Below are 18,511 nucleotides of genomic sequence, written 5' to 3' on the forward strand. Positions count from 1 at the left end.
TTCTATTTATTCCTATTAATTAATCTAACTATTTTTCAATATAATCTAAAGATAACATTTTTATGACTAAAAAAGCTTCCCAGAGCTTGTAAAACTCCACTATTCTTATATTATCTTTGATTGAATACGATTAATCAGTTATTTATCGGCATGTTAAGAACCTTACATCTTTGTCAACTGCATAGTGGAAATGCAAGTGTCATCCTTTTCAAATGTTGAGATCTCTGACTCTGCGGTTTTTCCATCATGCGAAATCTTTACCCGGTACGTTTTGTCACGAGGCAGCCATAAATCCATAAACCCGTTCGATTGTGTTTTCAATGTTTGGTCCAATATCACGTTACCTTCCACATCTTTAATTGATACTTGAAATTCTTTATTTTCCATTTCTCCTTCGCATCCAGTCAAGCTATGGACAGCACAAGGATGTGTTTTCTCGACATAAGGGGCGATAGAAACGAAAAAATCGTTTTTTGGCAAGTCATACTTTTTCTGGCTTTCATCACTATTTGTTACAATAAGTTGCTTCGATGTAATAGAAGCAGATGAATTTTTCATATTGCCAATACTGTACTCATGCACCAACTGCTTAATACTTGGAGTTTTCTTTTCCTCCCCCCCATTACTTTCGTTACTGAACATTGATATATAAACTGTTAGCGCAACGACAAGCAGTCCCGCAACAGACACGATAATTCTTCTATTCATTTTGTTATTTCCTCCCGATCTATTTGTATGATATTTTCTTTACGTATCGTATACTTCCTATAACTAAATTTTTTCCTCCTTATTACTACAAGTTCATTCCTTCACAATATGTATTCTAACACATTATTCCTATCACTAAAAAAGGACTAGACGAAATTTTCACAAAAAAAAGTGACAGACATAATCAAAAACATGTAAGATGCCTGACACTTGCTTTTCTATTCAGCTAGTTAGTACAAATCTTATAAGGTAAAAATTACTTATTCCCAACATCTTCATATATTAGTGGATATTTTTTATAAAAAAAATGAAGTTTTACTTTACTGCTCAGATACTGTCGAGTCTTTCTCCACAACGAATTCGATTTCGCAGTCCCAGCATTTTTTGATCCAAACGCTCTAAATCCTTTAGCACTGCTTTTTCCTGTGGGCTCGACTCAATTACATCATGAATGCCACCGTTTTTAATGACCATTCTCTTCTCTCCTGATAATGCTAAAATGGGGTCATGTGTCGCCATCAAGACAATTTTATCTTTTTTCACTAACAGCTCCAATGCCTTTTTTCGATCAATTCCAGCATTTTCAATTTCATCAATCAGTACAATGGGCGAAACACTTAAAATAGCCGTATCTGCAATCATTAATGCCCTAGATTGCCCACCGCTAAGGGATGTCACAGGTGTGGAAGCAGAAAATTTTTCGCCAGCCAACCTATTGGCATATTCCATAATTATCTTCGTTTTCTCTTCCGGATCTTTAACCATTCTGCTTTCTGCGTGCGTTTTGATAAAGTCTTCTACCATCATATCGACGACAAAGTTCATGTTTTGCGATAATTGGGCGACCAATTTATGTTCAAGAGAAAACCGCCATTCACTTGGAGGTACTTCATTATTAATTAAAATCCTTCTGCCTGTCGGTGTATCTCCTTGTGCCATCCATTCAAGATCTGCTAACAGCCTGCTTTTACCAGAGCCTGTAGGGCCAACCACACAGACAATTTCACCAGTTTTTAAGGTTAAGGAACAATTTTCGGGTTTCCCTGTTTTGTCACGTCCTCCTATAATCGTAACAGATTCTACTTTCATGGAATTATTTTGCTGAAGATCGATCATATGATGAAGAAAATGATCCAATCGTTGAATTAATTCATCTCGACTCATGCCTATATCTTCAAGTAATTCAGAATCAAGCCCTGAAAAATAATCTTGAAGGGCAACCTCTTTTTGTGTCAGCGGCAAAGCCATTCCTGAAAAGAATTCTTGACAATATGTGTACTCCTTTAATAAACGACTAAGCTTCCAACCTTTTAATTGTTTATAATCCACTATTTTTTTCTCCATCGCCTTCAATCCTGTCCAAAATTCATTTTTCTGACATTGCCCATTTGAAAATCATGACCAATCCTTGTTTCCCCTAAACAATACGAACAGAGAGCAGCTGGCATCGTGAACCTTAGTTTACTGCCGGCTAAAGTCGTGATGTCCTTATTATCTAATAATAAGCTGCTTAGTTCATAAATTCCTTGTCCAGTAATGCCATTGACATGAAAAATAGTGGCTTTGGGGTTCACTTGGCGAACGCGAAAAGCAAAGACCTCTCGTTCTGCCTGGGAGACAATATCCCCTTTACTAATAACAACCAAATCAGCTAATTTTAACATCGGACCAATTTTTTTTGGGGTATGAATGCCCATTAGATTATCAATCACACATACTGCTTTAATGTCTTTTATATGAGGGGAGCAGCGATTGCACAACCCTGCGCTCTCTGTTATTAATAAATCAAACTTTTTATTTAGCCCCCATGTTATGCATTCTTCTATATTGCTGATAAAATAGTGGTCGGGACATAGGTTTCCTGCCAAGCCTACTTTCACTTCTATCCCCGCTTTTTCATATATCTGATGATCCTGTGTTGTTAAACAATCGAGTTTAATCACCCCTATTTTTAATCCTTCTTCCTTTAATACTTGTGCTGCCTTAAGAATGACCGATGTCTTTCCAGATGAAGGAGGACCTGCTACCGTAACAACTTTCATTTTCTCCCCTCCCAGTACTCCTCAAGAAAAACCTCCTCCAATTCTGTTGTTAACTGAGCAATATCTTTTTCTCTGAGAAATTCCCATCCAAGCCATTTGAACGTGGATTCTTTTGGTAATCCATTATCAACAAGTGGGTGGTAGGACGGAAAAAAAGCTTCCGAAAAAAATGTACCTATCTCTTTTTCTGCCAAAAATTCCGCTAGTTTATTGACTTCAGAGGATGTATTGCTTTTTACCATCATCACCATCGGATTTACAATTGCCCCATCTTCTGGCCAAATCACGGAAACATTCTTTTTCGGACGAATAAGTTTAGAAAAAGAATAGGGAATAGCACTGATTTTTGGTGCATCTGACCTGCCGCTTCCGGCCAGCTTTACCATTTCTGCAGGATGAAGTCCTACTTTCACTGCCTTTCCTAATTTCCGAACCGCTTCCTCTCCATGCTCTTTGTACATATTTAATAAAATCCCTTCACAAAAATCACGATGTTGATGACCTCGAATGGCAACAGAACGTTCATATTCTGGGCGAAGCAAGTCCTTCCAACGCTTTGGAAGCGGCATATCCGGATGGTTCGTTCGATCCACTAGCATCACGGTTGGATTAAAGCAAAGTATCGTATAATGTCCCTCCGGATCTTGCAGAGGGAGCTTACCAAGACTTGGATTTTTTTCTTTCCTGCCTACCGATTGAAAATAGCCTTTGTCAACAAAACGTTCTCTGAACTCTTGATGAAAAAAATAACTAAAACCTGGAGCAATCATCATATCAGGTATTTCCTCTATCTCTTGGCATTCTTTTAGATAGGGAAAAAAATCAAACTGGGTATTTGCATTTGATTTAATAAAATAACGAAGGTTTCCTCCTTTATCCCCTTGTACGTAAGATGTAAGAAACGATTCAAACGGAACCTTCAGCGGACAAGGCAGCAATCCTATTAAATGATGTTCTTGCAGTGTGGAATAATTCAAAATTTTTCCTCCCTTTTTAAAGAAATATGCAAACCACTAAGAAAAGCGTAAGCGTCTTGAACAGCTCTGAAGAAAAATGTTCACATGACTCAAAAAGTGTTTTTTACTTTTAGAGGCATGGGGTTATTTTTCACAAGAGCTAGACAATAGAAAAGCGCAAGCGCCTTGTTTAGCCCCGAAAAAACATGTTCTCCTGACTAAAATCCTTTTCCTGTAAAACTTTTTCCTTTCCATTAAAAAGTAAATGCTAATAATCTTATGTAAATTGAATATTCAGAAAAATAAAGTCTATTTTATTATAAAGGATTTTGTTCTGTTTACGAGCTCCTAAAAATGAACATTTTTTGTATATTGAATATTCAAGTCGGTTTGCATGAGTAAATGAAGCATCATTTTTTATAAGCAAGAAGAGACTTTAACCCATTATAAATAGAAAGTGGCAGGAATTCATAAGAACAAACGTCCTTATGAATTCCTGCCACCTTTGTTACTTTATTATCCCTGTTTTACTACTCATTACGATTCAATTTCGTTATTTCTTCTACTAAAATAGGGACCACATAATGATTCATGGGTTCTCACATATGTCCATTTAAATTCCTTGTCTACTATGTATATATCTTTTTCATTTATAAAGTCATCTGCCGTTAATGCCTCCGCATTTTCAATAATAATGGCATCAGCACCACGTTGATAAAAAACAAAACAAGACTTTTTCGGTTCTCTATTAAACGCTATATCTGCTTGTCTTTCTTTAAGACAAAGCTTTTTTTCGTAGCTAAACACATGCCATAAAAATCCACCTTCGTTATGAAGATAAATAGCTTTCTTTTCGTTTTCAGAAAGATGATCGAAAAAATGATCTTCCCATTGCTTTCGTAAATAGGTTCCCCATTTCGGTATTTCCGTCACCTTCCCTTTTTTCTTGCTTCGTGTTGCTAGTAAATCCATGCTATATTCCAATACAAAATTCACCCTGTTCATTCTTATTTCCTTTAAAGAAGCGAAACCTTAAACACTATCCTGTAATATCCTAACATATGTGTAAAATTTCTAAGGCTGTTACATCAAGTTCCTCTAATTTTTCTTCTGCTGTTGGTTTTTCGACTAATCTTATTAACTCACTTTTAACTTGTTTCTTTACATCAGCAGGCAACCTTTTGACTAAAATTTCTAAACACCAATACATCCACACATAATCATTCGTTGCTAAAACATTTTTAATAAGCGGAATCAATTCATTTGGGAAAGTGAACAGTATTTCTGCTATTTCATTTGCTATCGGCCAATTCATATCCTGAATCCATTCCATTAGATAAGGCAGCAAGGCAGCAATTCTCTTCTATTCAGCTTCTTTAATTGATTCACTCTTTCAAAGTCATGTTTATTTCTTGGTATGTATTTTGAGGGATTATGCATGGTTCTCCTTGAAATGTTTGATTTAAGTGCCATATATCTTTTTCTAATCTTTTTCCCATTCGCCAATTTCTGCTCGCACGATTGGGGCTACTTCTTTTCCTAATAACTCAATTGCTTTCATCACATCTTCATGAGGCATTGTCCCGACTGGAACATGCAGCATAAATCTTGTAATGCCAACATTTTTGCGCAGATGAATGATTTTATCCGCAACTGTTTTGACATCGCCTACGTAAAGTGCACCTTCCAAACTTCTTGCGGCATCAAAGCTTGCTTTCGTATAAGGACCCCATCCTCTCTCCTTGCCAAGAGCATTCATTGCTTGCTGAGTGGGTAGAAAAAACTTATTTACCGCCGTCTCTATGTTTTCAGCAACAAATCCATGGGAATGGGATGCTACAGGAAGAGTTTCTGGATTATGCCCCCCGTGCTCTGCCGCTTTTTTATAAAGCTGAACAAGTGGTGCAAACTGCAGTGGGCTGCCGCCAATAATCGCAAGCACAAGCGGCAGTCCAAGCAATCCAGCTCGAACAACAGATTCTCTGCTACCGCCACTTCCAATCCAAACAGGAAGTATTTCTTGCACTGGACGAGGATAAACACCAAGATCTGAAATAGCAGCCCGGTGCTTTCCACTCCAAGTTACCTTCTCAGCTGCCTGTAACTTTAACAGCAAGTCTAGCTTTTCATCAAATAGCTCGTCATAATCATGCAAATCGTACCCGAATAACGGAAAGGACTCGATAAACGACCCACGGCCCGCCATTATTTCCGCACGGCCATTTGAAATGCCATCAAGAGTAGCGAAATCTTGATATACCCGAACTGGATCTGCTGAAGAAAGAACCGTTACAGCACTTGTCAGTCTAATTCGATTCGTTTGTGATGCTGCTGCAGCCAATATAACGGCAGGAGAAGAAGCCGCATAATCCTTACGGTGGTGTTCACCTACACCAAATACATCCAATCCCACTTGATCTGCCAACACAATTTCCTCTACCACTTCCCGTATCCGCTGTGCATGACTAATCACTTTGCCGGTTTGAACATCCGGCGTCGTTTCTACAAAGGTACTAATGCCTATTTCCACTGGTTCCAGCCTCCGTTTATATTTTGATACTTTATAGCTTATATGGAAGCTTGTTTTTTTCCTAGTCAAAATAATCGTCTTTAAAATTTTACTACCTTATTATGTACTTATGCAAAAAATTCACCAAGTGATCATAGGACAAAAATAATAGATGCATTATCTAAATTCTTCTACTCTATCTAACCATTCGTATTCTGCAGCATACTTATCCAATTGTTTATCGCTCACTAATACTTCAGTCTTCGATCCCAGACCAAAAGACTTATAGCCCGTTAAAGATAGTGCTATAGCTTGCATATTTGTAAAATAAAGAAAGAAGCACACTATCTATGATTCTATTGATATAACAAACCGTACTAGAAACATTTACTCAATACTAAAATACTCGTAAAATAATAATTAAACGAATAACACCACTACTTTATTAGACTAGACGAGAAAAATAAAGAACTGTTATGCTTAGGATAGAAAATAAAAAACGAGGTGTATGATGAATCAATATTGGAATGATCTTGTCAAAAAATTAGACCCTTATGTACCTGGAGAACAGCCTAAAGATAAGTCTTATGTAAAATTAAATACGAATGAAAATCCATATTCTCCATCTGCCTATGTATTGGAGGCCATAAAGCAAGCTGTTGATGACCAATTGCGCTTATATCCTGATCCAAACTGTGATCAATTAAGAGAAAAAATTGCAAGTCATTATCAACTTTCTAGTGATCAAGTTTTTGTCGGCAATGGTTCGGATGAAGTTCTTGCTTTTAGTTTTATGTCTTTCTTTTCACCTGATCGCCCTGTCCTTTTTGCCGATATTACATACAGCTTTTATAAAGTATATGCAAATCTTTGCAACTTACAAGTGGACCTTATCCCACTAGAGGATGACTTCAATATCCCTATTTCTTCATTTTGCAAACCAAATGGCGGAGTGGTAATTCCAAATCCAAACGCACCGACAGGACAGCTTCTTTCCTTAGCAGCGATTAAAACCATTCTTGATTCCAATCCAGACAGCGTGGTAATTATAGATGAAGCCTACATCGATTTTGGAGGAGAAACCGCCATCCCACTTATAAAAGATTATCCGAATTTACTTGTTGTTCAAACACTATCTAAATTCGGCTCCCTTGCTGGAATACGTGTTGGTTTCGCGCTTGGACACCCTGATTTAATAGAAGGGCTTAATCGATTAAAAAATTCCTTTAACTCTTATACACTCGACCGTGTAGCACTTGCTGGATCTGTTGCAGCGTTTGAAGATCATGCCTATTTTAAAGAAATGGCACAAAAAATCATTACAACAAGAGAGCATACAACCGCTCAATTAAAGGAACTTGGCTTTTCCATTATTCCATCAAAAGCTAATTTTATCTTTATCACCCATCCGAAGATAGAAGCTGAAACGCTTTTTCATCAATTAAAAAGCAATGGCATACTTGTCCGCTATTTTAATAAACCTAGAATTTCAAATTATTTACGAGTCACCATCGGTACGGACGATGAAATGGAGCAGTTTTTGGAAGGAGTTCGTGGGATTTTGGGGAGGGAGTAAATTCTGTAATTTTCTTCTTTCTTTAGAAAAGATACATAAAAACAAGTCAACAAGAAAAAATCACATTCTATTTAGCCAATAAAAAGAGCATTAATCTACATGCTCTTTTTTTCATTGTTACTGAAAAGAAATCATCAATTTTTAAGAAGTAAATGGTATAATATTCTAAATTCTAGAAATTAAAGGAGGAGATGATAAAATGGATGTTGTAATTCGAGAAATGCAAAAGGCTGATATTCAACAAGTGCAACACGTTGCTAAATCAAGCTGGAACGACACATACGAAGGAATTATTCCTCTTGAGATTCAAGAAAATTTCTTAAAATCTGCGTATAACAATGAAATGATGAAATGGCGATTAGAGCATACTAACCTTTTTGTTGCAGAAACTGAAGGAAAAATAATTGGTTTTGCTAACTATTCTCGTGTTAAAGACGAAGGGAAAGCTGAACTTGCGGCAATTTATTTATATTCAGCATATCAAGGTAAAGGAATAGGAACCTCTTTGTTGCATGAAGGTGTGAAGAATTTAGAAGGTGTCAAAGAAATTTACATAAATGTAGAAAAAGAAAACAAAATCGGTACCACCTTCTACAAAGCAAAAGGATTTCATGTAGTTTCCGAATTTAATGAAGATTTTCAAGGGCATATACTACATACAGTAAGAATGATGCTTAGCGTTTAAAGTTCCCACATGCGTGAACTATTTGATGTAAATAATTTTTCTGTAATCAAATGAAAGATTCCTCATTGTAAATCTATTCACAATGAGGAGTTTTTGTAGTAGCAATTGATTTATTTTCATTTACAAAACTCTACTTCTCCGTTTATATCCCACTACGTTCAGATGATACACAGCTAGAGTATCCAATCCGACTGCTCCGGCGGACTTTATATCCCACTACGTTCGAATAATACAATTGAATGTTCCGGTAAGGTTCTATCTTCTCTTTTCTTTATATCCCACTATGTTCAAATGATACGATTTTTTGGTTAGCTTTTCAAGGTTTGCGTTTTGTTCTTTATATCACACTACGCTCAGATGATACCTTGAATATCGTAAAGCGTTTATGAACTTTGCTAAAACCTTTATATCCCACTACGTTCAGATATTACTTAATTCTCGATTAGGGATTAATGAAATTTCCATACTTTATATCCCACTACGTTCAGATATTACATTTTCAACGAAAGTATCTTCTTCTAAGTTAATAATCTTTATATCCCACTACGTTCAGATATTACAGGGAGGCTACATCAGCCGCTCGTACAACTCTCTACTTTATATCCCACTACGTTCAGATATTACCCGTTCCATCCGCCCCCACACTCGCTTGTGCAGCTTGCTTTATATCCCACTACGTTCAGATATTACCAACACGTAATCTGTAAAGACCTAAAGTATTCCCTGACTTTATATCCCACTACGTTCAGATATTACCTGTTTTTCTTTTTACAGTAATACCAAGGCTGATATCCTTTATATCCCACTACGTTCAGATATTACTTCTTTAACATCCAACATATATAAAAACAACACTAGCTTTATATCCCACTACGTTCAGATATTACTAATCTTTATTCCATCTTTATATAGTCTAACCCTCTCCTTTATATCCCACTACGTTCAGATATTACACTTCGTCGTATTCCAATGAATCTGGACTATTCCATGCTTTATATCCCACTACGTTCAGATATTACTCTGATTCGGGAAGATTTTATTTATATCCTTAATTGACTTTATATCCCACTACGTTCAGATATTACCACTTCGCCTTTTGTATCCAGCTTGACCACGGCATTCCTTTATATCCCACTACGTTCAGATATTACTAATAATCATTCACCACATGCGGTTTACTAGAATTACTTTATATCCCACTACGTTCAGATATTACTGATTTAGAACAGCCAGTCCAGAAAGCCTTTCTTCTCTTTATATCCCACTACGTTCAGATATTACAACTTATCACAAATGTTTTCCATTATTTTAAACTTAACTTTATATCCCACTACGTTCAGATATTACTTTAAAGGTAGACATGGGATTGGTAAAGTCGGTATAGACATCTTTATATCCCACTACGTTCAGATATTACTGGATCAATCAAAGTAGTTCCCAATGACCTGCAATACTTTATATCCCACTACGTTCAGATATTACGTTTGTTATCAGCAAAGAACTCTGATAGTTCTCCATTCTTTATATCCCACTACGTTCAGATATTACCCTCAAAATCCAGTCCACGAAAACCCTTATACACCAAGGGTTTAAGCGGATTGTTGATATCTCAATATTTTACCTTTTTGCAGTGAACCGTTAGTCGTGTTTTTACAATCCCTCAAAAATAGGATTTGGTCCCTTGAGCCACAAGGGATTGATGTACTTTTGGTTTAAAATAGGTTTACTGCAAATCTGCTACTTATTTAGAATAATTATAATATGTTTTCATGCTATTTTACTATATAAATAAATCAAATGGATTCTTTTCTCTACCATGTACCACCTTTTTTATGTTTCTCGGATTCTTCACCTGGTACACATAGATAGAATCCGTTTCTTTATTTACGATGTTATTTAATTCTGCCATACATTGCGTATATTTTCCAAGTGTTATTTCTCCTTCAAACACAGAATTTTGTGTCCAATCCAAATATTCACGAAGTTTTTTACATACTTTTCCTACTCTTTTCTCACCAACATCATATGTGATAATTACAAACACTTATTACCACCACGCTTTCAATGGTTTATATACATCATCGCCAATTACATGCTTAATTAATTTATAACATTCCAATCGAATTAAATAACGATAGGTTGTATTTCTTTTCAACATGCGATGTTTAACAGATTGATTCAATTTTTCCTCCCATGCGGTAATAAATTTTTTCTTTCCTTCTTCGTTTAGATAACAAATTTCTCCTTCTAAATAATCAAAGTGCTTTTTCGTAATTTGTCTTCTATTAATTAGTGAAAAAATAATCGAATCCACAATTAATGGCTTAAAAATTTCGGCTAAATCTAAGCATAAGGAAAATCTCTTGGTGGATGGTTCATGGAGATAACTGATGGTAGAATTCAAAGAAGTTTTATAAATCTCCGACAATACCGCTCGATACATTAATGTATTACCAAATGAAATTAGCGCATTAATCGGATCTCTTGGTGGCTGCTTTTCTCTTTTTTCAAAAACAAAATCCTGTTTTAATATCTGATTAAAAGATTGATAGTACAAGTGACGAATTTGCCCTTCTCGTCCCATTAATTCATGAATACTAGTAGACGTATGTAATTGGCTCAATAGTAGTTGAATCCCTTCTATATATTCAGCAGTTCCTTCTTTATAGTTACGCAAATTTCGAAGCATGTGATGTACTGCCCCATTTAAAAATTGATAAGCTATATACAATCGTTTATACCTATCTGAATAATGTTCACTTTGCTTCACAATCACATGGCCAGATTCTTTAGCATCACGAGGATTAAATGCACCGGTAAAAAATCCATAATAATTATAAAACTGCAAAGTAATACCATATTGGCTTAAATAAGTTAATAGTTTTGTATTAACATCAATTTCTCCAAACAAATGCAACGTTTGAATTTTTTCAATCGGAAGTGGTTTCTTCTGCCCTTCTTCATTCTCAAAATAAATCGTATTATCCTTCCTTTTTAAACGACCATTCGAAAAAACATAATGATCACGCATCATCGTCATCGTCATCATCCTCCCTTGAAAAACAAAAATTATAATAGGCACAACTTTTGCAGTATCGTAATTTCTTCAGAACTGGAGGTTTCTCACGTTCTATAATTTTGTATACTTCTGCAATTGCCTTTTTTACCTTAGTTACTTTTTCTTCTGTTAAAATTACTTCAATTGTTTTCTTTTCTTTCGTATAGCTGATTAATCCTTTTTTCTCAATACCTCTGAGAGAAAGCTGATATAGATAGAACAACATTTGCATCTCATCCGATTCTTTCATCTTGCTAGAAATCTTTATTTCTCTGACATAATCTCCGTCAATGGCATCGATTTTAAAAGCGCCGTCTATTAATATTTCCTTATTTTTAAGACGAGAATAGGAAGATTCATGAAGAACAGCCCCCTGTATCACTCTATCTGATTCATTCTCCATCCCTATTCCTTTTTTATAGAGCCACAATTTTCGTTTACATACAATGTAATAAGATAAATCAACACCACCTACAGTTCTCGTTTGTAGCATCCATTTCTCCTCCTCTTTAATACTATGTAAACTGACTATCAGAAAATAATTTCATATCATTTGTATATTTTAGACCCCTATGTTGGTCATATTCATAGTCAACGATTTTGATAGACGCATAGTTACCTATTTTGAGTAATTTTTCAACTCTATTTAATGAATTCGCTATCGCTACTCGATATTGTGGAAGATCTACTGTAAATCCATATAGTTTTTCCCTTAATGTTGCACGATCTGCTTTTGATTCATCTGTTGCTTTTTTTCTTAACGTTTTATTATAGCAAGAAAGTAAGCTGTCAATTTCCTCTTGATTATTTTGGTAAACAGAATAGGGGATAATCGTTTCATTAAATATTTCTCTTAAATTGGTTATTCTTGAATCTAAATCTTCGTATTCTCTTATACTTTTTAAAATTTTCAAAAACTCGCAAATCTCTTTATAATAACTACTTCCCTTTAGATGTAGCGTTGTATAGTTGTTCTCTATTAATTTCATTTTTAATTCTTCAGTAAATACAATTGGCTCTCTATATTTTTCTAATGCCTTTTTAGAAATTTCAAAAATACTGGTATCTACTATACTATACTTTTCTTGAAAACTTATACCAGATGTGTAATCGTTACCACCATCATAAACAAATACATTTACTCTTTTATGATTTAATACTCTATTTCTATATACTCTGCCCATCCTTTGAAATAGACCGTTCAAATCAGATAATTCAGTATAAAGTACATCAAAGTCAATATCTACACTCGCTTCTACCACTTGCGTTGTAATCCAAATACCACTGCTTTTGTTCTCTAATTTCCCCATTTTTTGAATCTTATCTTCCTTTTCTTTTCGATTATTTTTCGTAAATCTACTATGAAATAAGAATACATCCGTTCGTTCCTTTATCAATACATCAAATATTTCTTGTGCTTTTTTAACTGTATTTACGATAATTAATATTTTTTCATCTTCGTTATCTTTCTTAATATCTTCTAAATTTATCTGCTCATTTTTCACTATAAGACGATGGCGGACTGCAACTTGACCATTTACCTTTTTAAAAAAGGGGACAGCTGGCTGATTATAAGGAATTCGCAAATCGTTTAATAAATCGTTTAAAAAAGGAGCAAATGTTGCTGTCATAATAGTAAATTTCCCACCAATTTCCGTTATTTCTTTTAATGCAGCTAAAAGGCATGCTACCATTTTTGGTGAATACATTTGAATTTCATCAATAATTAGTTTTGAATAAGCTAAAGTAGCTAATTTTTTTTCAAAACCTTCTTCTTTAAAGACAAAATCTAATAGCTGATCAAGAGTAGAAATAGTAAGTGGCATAGACCATTGCTTTGTTTTTTCAAAATAGTCTATCGAATAAATATCATTTTTTATATATTCACTTTCTGTCTCTGAATGTAGAAGCGCAACTTGTTTAAACCGAATTTCATTTTCTATACGTTTATAGATGCTATTTATAGAGACTCTAAGCGGTAATGTAAAAAATCCTTTAGCACTTCCAATCCAATATAGTGCTGCTTCAGTTTTTCCTATTCCTGTGGAAGCAATAACTATATTATTTTCATCTTGATGTTCCATCAAATAGTTTTGTAATCCATTCCTCCCACTATCATATTTTCTAGTTAAAAATTCATCCACATAGCTAATTAAACCTGGATTCGCAATTTCTACTGGTATGTTTGCGCTAGCAGCGTGGTCAATTTTATTTAACAGCCCTTTGACAAGGACAAATTGTTTGGCTAATTCGGGGTTGCATTTTTTTCTTATTCTTCTATGAACATATTTTTTAAACCTTCTTTTTGGTTCAGCTATAGGGTACGGAAACACTTCTTTAAACCGTTTAAAATAATGAGGCAAATCTTGATCAATCGTTGCTTTTAAATCTTGAGGAGTTGCTGCTGGTCGATTATGATGAAAATAAACAGCTTGCGCAACAATTTTCCTCTCATCATCGCCTTCTATTAGATCATAAGGAATAAAAGCGCAACTTAAGTAGCCATGAGGAATTTCCATAACATTTGGTATTCCATCATGTAATAAACAATCTGTTTTTTTAAGAGCCACCAATAATTTATTCTGAAATTTTGTATTCATTTTTCCTACATCATGATAAATGCACGATTTTTTTAATAAATCCCATCTAAGAAAGGGTATGTTAGAGTAAATTCCTTTTAGATTTTCTAGTTCTTGTACTAACCTTTCTGTATGCTTTATTATCGTTTCTTCTAAGTTATCATCTGATTTTGCAAGAAATAAATTATGCAATCTTTTTGCTCCCTTCTAACAAGACTAGGAAAAATTTGTTTAATCCCTAGTCTCTGTAACTTCAAAATCTTTTCAATTACGAAAAGAATACAATATTTCCATCTTCATCAAATTCATAAGTATCATAAATCAATTCTCGACCTTTTGCTCCATAGAATGCAGAAACTTGTTTCCATCTTCGCTGCTCTACACCTTTTTTAATTTGTACTTTTTCATAAAAACGATTCAATTTATACACGGTCGCAAACTCCACATTTTCGGCACTATAATTATCAAATAACTCTACAGGTATATAGGAAGAGTACTTTAATATAAAATCTTCTTCTAATTCCTGCTCTACTATCCCCACTATTTTGACCTCTTCCACCCTTGCTAAATCCTCTCGACGACCAAGTGATATATACTCTGCTGGATTTTTAAATGATTTAAATATCACTTCTAAATCTTCGTCTCTCTCTGGTAAAACATGAATCATTAATTCTACATCGGTTAAGAGTTCAGTCGTACTAATTCCTCGTATTAATCCATAATCTCTATTTTCATCTGAAGAATGTAATTTATGCGTATGTCTTACTTGTTCATAGGAGGAAGCGGCAAATTCATATCTTGTTGCTAAATCATTTACTTTCGAGTAATAATCTCCAACAATGCTAATTTTCAATGGATGATATTCAGTAAATCCACATACTCGATGTATCATTCCAGATACTGTGGAGTAAGGTGGAAGTGGGTAGGTTTCTTTTAATTGAAAGCTGGATGGTAATTTATAATTAACCATATTTTGATATAGTTTTATTCTAAGTGCTTTCATGAAATCACCCCTTAATCTAAGTAATAATTACTTACTTCTTTTTGGATAAATTCGAAGAAAGCAGCTACAGATAGTGGAAATAAGTTCTGTTGAATTTGTTCGTCATTATTGAATATTCCTTCTATTAGTCCACATTTTGTATTTTCAGCTACTTGTGTGTCTAACGATAATACTCCTTGTAACGTTTCTACATTTAATCGATTATTTTTCACTTTCATGCGGTTTTCAAAAAATGGGTTTTTGATATCATATACTCCACCAATCACAAAAATCGGGGAAAAGTTTTCCCTTCTTCCTTTTATATCACGATATAAAAACTTTAATGTTTGTAACAGAGCGTTCACTCTTTTTGCTTTTTCTTCATTAGATACAGAGATTTCTTTTTCATTGTGATCAATACCAACTTGATCTAAATCAATAGTGATCGTATACGTGTAATATGAATGGTGAATTTCACTTTGAGCAATATTTCCTCCTTTCAATTGTTCTTTTCCATCATTACCACTTGCTAATTGATAACGGTCTAACAATCCTTTATTCGTTAAAAAATCAGTATCTGCTTGAAAACTCTCTAATGCAATAGCATTGGATAAGCGAACAACAGCTGGACGAGTCTTTGTTGCTTTATTTGTTTTCATATAACCAAATAAATCGATTTCAGGATAATCAGAAATTAATGCATCTGGTGCAAACTGAATAACAGATTTGTCTAATTCAAGTGGCGTGCGATCTTCCCCCATTTGTTGAATAATATTGTAACGCAACGCTTGTCTAGAAATATAGGTAAAGCTATCCCCAGTACCTCTCGTTAGTTTTTTTAATGAAGTAACGTTACCAACACCTTCTCCGTAATTTCCACTTTCCGCCTCAAAAACAACTGATAAAGTTAAACCTTTTTTATTCATTTTTTGCTTCCTCCTTTTTCTCTCCTTTTGGGTTAAGGCCAGAGCGTAGACCTAAAACAAATGCGTAACCAAGTGTTTGCAATTTATCTTCATCTGTAAGCGCCTCAATCATTTGTGGTGGGATGGTTATATCTCCCTCTTTTCCTGCATACATATGTGCATTAACAAAAGTATCCATAAACCTCCCCTTGTCTTTGGTTTTTAAAGCATTAAGCAAACGGTAGGTAATCCCCCCTAATTTATTGCTTGAATTTTTAAAATTATAGTTTTGTGCTAATTTTCTTCCTGCATTTTCAACACTTGCAATTTTATCCCTTGATACATAAGAATAATATTCACTCATCAAATCATCTCCTTTCTTTTTTTGATATTGAATAATCGTTCCAATAAAACTATTATTCAAGTAAACAATATCTAGTATTAAACGATTACTTCGAATAGGTTCATCCGCCATTTTCGGCAAGTTTGTTCGACATAACAAACTTATTAAATCAAATTGATTTTTATTTTTATACAGACGATCCATTACATGTTGGTAAATATTCAAATAGGTATTATCACTTGTTTTAACAACCTTGCTAATCATGTTGCTTAATGTTGTTTGATGTCTTTTTATCACATCTAATTTATCTTTTGATAAGACATTATAAGTATATGGTCGGAAATTATCTGTTTTATTATCTAAATTGCTAAATTTAATGATTTGAATATTATCTATTTCATTTTTTGATTGTTTATTTTTTTGTGCTTCCATGAAATCTATTAACTGATAATACGTTTTCGCTTCTAATAATTGGATACTATTATCTGCCTTAATAGCTTCCATTTCATAATTTTTATTTAATGTAATTAAACCATCAATTGAACTATTACAATTCACAAAGTAGCCTTGCTTGTTAATAAAAGTAAAACCTGCAGGAATACAAGAATAAATAAAATTTATAAGCGGTGAGATATAACATACATTAGATTGTAAGTTCCAAAAATGGGAGGTTTTCCTACTCATATCTACCCCCATTTTAGTTAGCCAAGCCATATCATAAGCGTGTGGTTTTGATAGCTTTTTAATTGGTTGATTGCTAATAAAACATACATACTTATCTTTTGAATGATCTTCTTTGTAATAAATTTTAATGGGATCAATAAAATATTTTTTATATTCTTCAAATATATCTAATGTTGTAGATGACTTATGTAGAAAAGATACGCCACTCCAAAAGTTATCAATTATTGTATAGGCAGTATTTTTTGCTAAAATATATTTTTTCACTTCTGATTTCTCTAAATACTCAATAATTACATGAAGGAATTGTTTCCCTTCATCAATTTCACTTTGAATAGCGGGAATAGTTTCATTCTTTTTTAACTTGAACTTTTTTAATTTTTTTCCCATCTCTAATAAATCTACTTCATTACGATTAATCATTTTATAGGCAGCTGCATAACTGTTACTTTTAAGATTTTTTTTTGCTCTTTCAATATATTTATTCCAATCCTCTATTGCCTTGTCATCCCATTCTTTTTTATGAAGGAATTCCTTTCCCTTTGATACAATATAAGTTAAGGATAAAAGATCTTTGTATTTATTTTCGAAATATTGAAAATAATAATATTGAAAATTCTCTAAGACGGAGAGGTCAAACTCTACATAATTACTAGTAGATTTATAAAATATATTTGCTTCTTCTAATATATTCACAAAACCTGTGATGCCAGCATTTAAAAGTGCATCTGCTGTCTCCACTCTTACCATTGTCATAATCTTCACCTCCTTTCAAGTTACACCATATCTAAACAACCAAACCCCTGATTACTACGAAGTGATATTCCCTCCAAATAAAATACGTTTAAATCTCGTGGATCCCCGTCTAATAATACTTGTCCTATATTTCCTGTAAAAAATAAATCACCTGATTTTTGATGTAAATTTTCTTTTATAACCGTTTTTTTCAAATGATGCTTTAGTATTTTAATTGGTTGATATAACGACCTTCCATACTTGCTTTCTATCATTTTTGAACAGATAATATTTAATTCTTTTTCAAAATTTTCATCACTAGCAAGCAAAGGTTTTTTATCTTTTGATTCAACCAACAGAGGAGATAAAGTCTTAAACCATATCGGTGATTGTATAATCGGCTTTTCCTTTATCATTTTCACTCCAGTAAATTTCATTGTACTTCCTTTATAGTAGTATTCTTTTTTTTGTTGAGCCCCGTTAATAAGATGAATGATCATCTCATAATTAGAGCTAGATACAGTTAAATTCAACGTATTGGAAATAATTCCATCTTCTTTAATTTGAATATTCGGAAAATAAGGCGCATAACAAAATTCCTTTGTTACTTTTTCCCTATCCGCAAAAAATGATTGATAAAAATCCTCTGATTGTGATCGAACAATTTCCTTTAAGTATGACAATAATAATAGACGATACCGTAAAGGAAAGTGTTCAATCTGAAAACTAAAAACACATCGCATTTTATTCCT

17 protein-coding genes and 1 CRISPR repeat array are annotated in these 18,511 nt (G+C 33.8%); of the genes, 2 read left to right on the forward strand and 15 right to left on the reverse strand.

Features of this window, described 5'->3' with window-relative positions; translation table 11 throughout:
- Positions 1-162 precede the first annotated feature (162 nt).
- The 7 genes from AC5LWL_RS16705 to AC5LWL_RS16735 form a co-directional block, all read right to left on the reverse strand.
- On the reverse strand, positions 163-708 hold the full coding sequence (locus AC5LWL_RS16705; RefSeq protein WP_493435371.1) for a CueP family metal-binding protein: 546 nt from the start codon (positions 706-708) through the stop codon (positions 163-165).
- Between the two features lie 327 nt (positions 709-1,035).
- Entirely contained in the window at positions 1,036-2,052 is a 1,017-nt protein-coding gene (locus AC5LWL_RS16710) for an ATP-binding cassette domain-containing protein (protein WP_493435372.1), read from the reverse strand.
- A gap of 5 nt (positions 2,053-2,057) precedes the next feature.
- Positions 2,058-2,750 (reverse strand): GTP-binding protein, encoded by a 693-nt coding sequence (locus AC5LWL_RS16715; protein ID WP_493435373.1) that lies wholly within the window; start codon positions 2,748-2,750, stop codon positions 2,058-2,060.
- Positions 2,747-3,727, reverse strand: a complete 981-nt coding sequence (locus AC5LWL_RS16720; protein ID WP_493435374.1) for an ABC transporter substrate-binding protein — start codon at positions 3,725-3,727, stop codon at positions 2,747-2,749. The genes AC5LWL_RS16715 and AC5LWL_RS16720 overlap by 4 nt, the downstream gene beginning before the upstream one ends.
- Positions 3,728-4,243: 516 nt before the next feature.
- Positions 4,244-4,678: a DUF4275 family protein gene (locus AC5LWL_RS16725; protein ID WP_493436635.1), complete on the reverse strand. Its 435-nt coding sequence runs from the start codon at positions 4,676-4,678 to the stop codon at positions 4,244-4,246.
- A gap of 82 nt (positions 4,679-4,760) precedes the next feature.
- Complete coding sequence (locus tag AC5LWL_RS16730; RefSeq protein WP_493435375.1) at positions 4,761-5,039, reverse strand: DUF5071 domain-containing protein; 279 nt, start codon at positions 5,037-5,039, stop codon at positions 4,761-4,763.
- Positions 5,040-5,189: 150 nt separating this feature from the next.
- Positions 5,190-6,236, reverse strand: a complete 1,047-nt coding sequence (locus tag AC5LWL_RS16735) for an LLM class flavin-dependent oxidoreductase (RefSeq protein WP_493435376.1) — start codon at positions 6,234-6,236, stop codon at positions 5,190-5,192.
- Between the two features lie 490 nt (positions 6,237-6,726).
- Here AC5LWL_RS16735 and hisC point away from each other — a divergent pair, with 490 nt between their 5' ends.
- Together hisC and AC5LWL_RS16745 are read left to right on the forward strand one after the other, a co-directional pair.
- A complete protein-coding gene (hisC, locus tag AC5LWL_RS16740) occupies positions 6,727-7,791 on the forward strand; it encodes a histidinol-phosphate transaminase (protein ID WP_493435377.1) in 1,065 nt (354 codons plus the stop codon).
- Positions 7,792-7,990: 199 nt separating this feature from the next.
- Positions 7,991-8,476 (forward strand): GNAT family N-acetyltransferase, encoded by a 486-nt coding sequence (locus tag AC5LWL_RS16745; RefSeq protein WP_493435378.1) that lies wholly within the window; start codon positions 7,991-7,993, stop codon positions 8,474-8,476.
- 140 nt (positions 8,477-8,616) lie between these two features.
- Positions 8,617-10,024: direct repeats of the CRISPR family, unit length 29 nt; unit sequence CTTTATATCCCACTACGTTCAGATATTAC.
- A 232-nt stretch (positions 10,025-10,256) separates the two neighbouring features.
- Here the strand turns inward: AC5LWL_RS16745 and cas2 are convergent.
- The 8 genes from cas2 to cas6 form a co-directional block, all read right to left on the reverse strand.
- Positions 10,257-10,520, reverse strand: a complete 264-nt coding sequence (gene cas2 / locus AC5LWL_RS16750; protein ID WP_493435379.1) for a CRISPR-associated endonuclease Cas2 — start codon at positions 10,518-10,520, stop codon at positions 10,257-10,259.
- Between the two features lie 3 nt (positions 10,521-10,523).
- Positions 10,524-11,510, reverse strand: a complete 987-nt coding sequence (gene cas1b / locus AC5LWL_RS16755; protein WP_493436636.1) for a type I-B CRISPR-associated endonuclease Cas1b — start codon at positions 11,508-11,510, stop codon at positions 10,524-10,526.
- Entirely contained in the window at positions 11,500-12,027 is a 528-nt protein-coding gene (cas4, locus tag AC5LWL_RS16760; RefSeq protein WP_493435380.1) for a CRISPR-associated protein Cas4, read from the reverse strand. Before cas4 ends, cas1b begins: the two co-directional genes overlap by 11 nt.
- Positions 12,028-12,049: 22 nt before the next feature.
- Positions 12,050-14,305 (reverse strand): CRISPR-associated helicase Cas3', encoded by a 2,256-nt coding sequence (gene cas3 / locus AC5LWL_RS16765; protein ID WP_493435381.1) that lies wholly within the window; start codon positions 14,303-14,305, stop codon positions 12,050-12,052.
- Between the two features lie 76 nt (positions 14,306-14,381).
- Positions 14,382-15,116: a type I-B CRISPR-associated protein Cas5b gene (gene cas5b / locus AC5LWL_RS16770; RefSeq protein ID WP_493435382.1), complete on the reverse strand. Its 735-nt coding sequence runs from the start codon at positions 15,114-15,116 to the stop codon at positions 14,382-14,384.
- Positions 15,117-15,127: 11 nt separating this feature from the next.
- Complete coding sequence (cas7i, locus tag AC5LWL_RS16775; RefSeq protein ID WP_493435383.1) at positions 15,128-16,021, reverse strand: type I-B CRISPR-associated protein Cas7/Cst2/DevR; 894 nt, start codon at positions 16,019-16,021, stop codon at positions 15,128-15,130.
- On the reverse strand, positions 16,014-17,780 hold the full coding sequence (cas8a1, locus tag AC5LWL_RS16780) for a type I-B CRISPR-associated protein Cas8b1/Cst1 (protein ID WP_493435384.1): 1,767 nt from the start codon (positions 17,778-17,780) through the stop codon (positions 16,014-16,016). The genes cas7i and cas8a1 overlap by 8 nt, the downstream gene beginning before the upstream one ends.
- 20 nt (positions 17,781-17,800) lie before the next feature.
- Positions 17,801-18,502, reverse strand: a complete 702-nt coding sequence (cas6, locus tag AC5LWL_RS16785; protein ID WP_493435385.1) for a CRISPR-associated endoribonuclease Cas6 — start codon at positions 18,500-18,502, stop codon at positions 17,801-17,803.
- Positions 18,503-18,511 lie beyond the last annotated feature (9 nt).

It is taken from the genome of Niallia sp. WK069_GA_01 (assembly GCF_983173855.1).

What these genes read in the sequence shown, in the direction of transcription:
- AC5LWL_RS16705 (WP_493435371.1), bottom strand. Translation starts at nt 708, where the DNA reads ATGAATAGAAGAATTATCGTGTCTGTTGCGGGACTGCTTGTCGTTGCG.
- AC5LWL_RS16710 (WP_493435372.1), bottom strand. Translation starts at nt 2,052, where the DNA reads ATGGAGAAAAAAATAGTGGATTATAAACAATTAAAAGGTTGGAAGCTT.
- AC5LWL_RS16715 (WP_493435373.1), bottom strand. Translation starts at nt 2,750, where the DNA reads ATGAAAGTTGTTACGGTAGCAGGTCCTCCTTCATCTGGAAAGACATCG.
- AC5LWL_RS16725 (WP_493436635.1), bottom strand. Translation starts at nt 4,678, where the DNA reads ATGGATTTACTAGCAACACGAAGCAAGAAAAAAGGGAAGGTGACGGAA.
- AC5LWL_RS16730 (WP_493435375.1), bottom strand. Translation starts at nt 5,039, where the DNA reads ATGGAATGGATTCAGGATATGAATTGGCCGATAGCAAATGAAATAGCA.
- hisC (WP_493435377.1), top strand. Translation starts at nt 6,727, where the DNA reads ATGAATCAATATTGGAATGATCTTGTCAAAAAATTAGACCCTTATGTA.
- AC5LWL_RS16745 (WP_493435378.1), top strand. Translation starts at nt 7,991, where the DNA reads ATGGATGTTGTAATTCGAGAAATGCAAAAGGCTGATATTCAACAAGTG.
- cas1b (WP_493436636.1), bottom strand. Translation starts at nt 11,510, where the DNA reads ATGATGCGTGATCATTATGTTTTTTCGAATGGTCGTTTAAAAAGGAAG.
- cas4 (WP_493435380.1), bottom strand. Translation starts at nt 12,027, where the DNA reads ATGCTACAAACGAGAACTGTAGGTGGTGTTGATTTATCTTATTACATT.
- cas5b (WP_493435382.1), bottom strand. Translation starts at nt 15,116, where the DNA reads ATGAAAGCACTTAGAATAAAACTATATCAAAATATGGTTAATTATAAA.
- cas7i (WP_493435383.1), bottom strand. Translation starts at nt 16,021, where the DNA reads ATGAATAAAAAAGGTTTAACTTTATCAGTTGTTTTTGAGGCGGAAAGT.
- cas8a1 (WP_493435384.1), bottom strand. Translation starts at nt 17,780, where the DNA reads ATGACAATGGTAAGAGTGGAGACAGCAGATGCACTTTTAAATGCTGGC.
- cas6 (WP_493435385.1), bottom strand. Translation starts at nt 18,502, where the DNA reads ATGCGATGTGTTTTTAGTTTTCAGATTGAACACTTTCCTTTACGGTAT.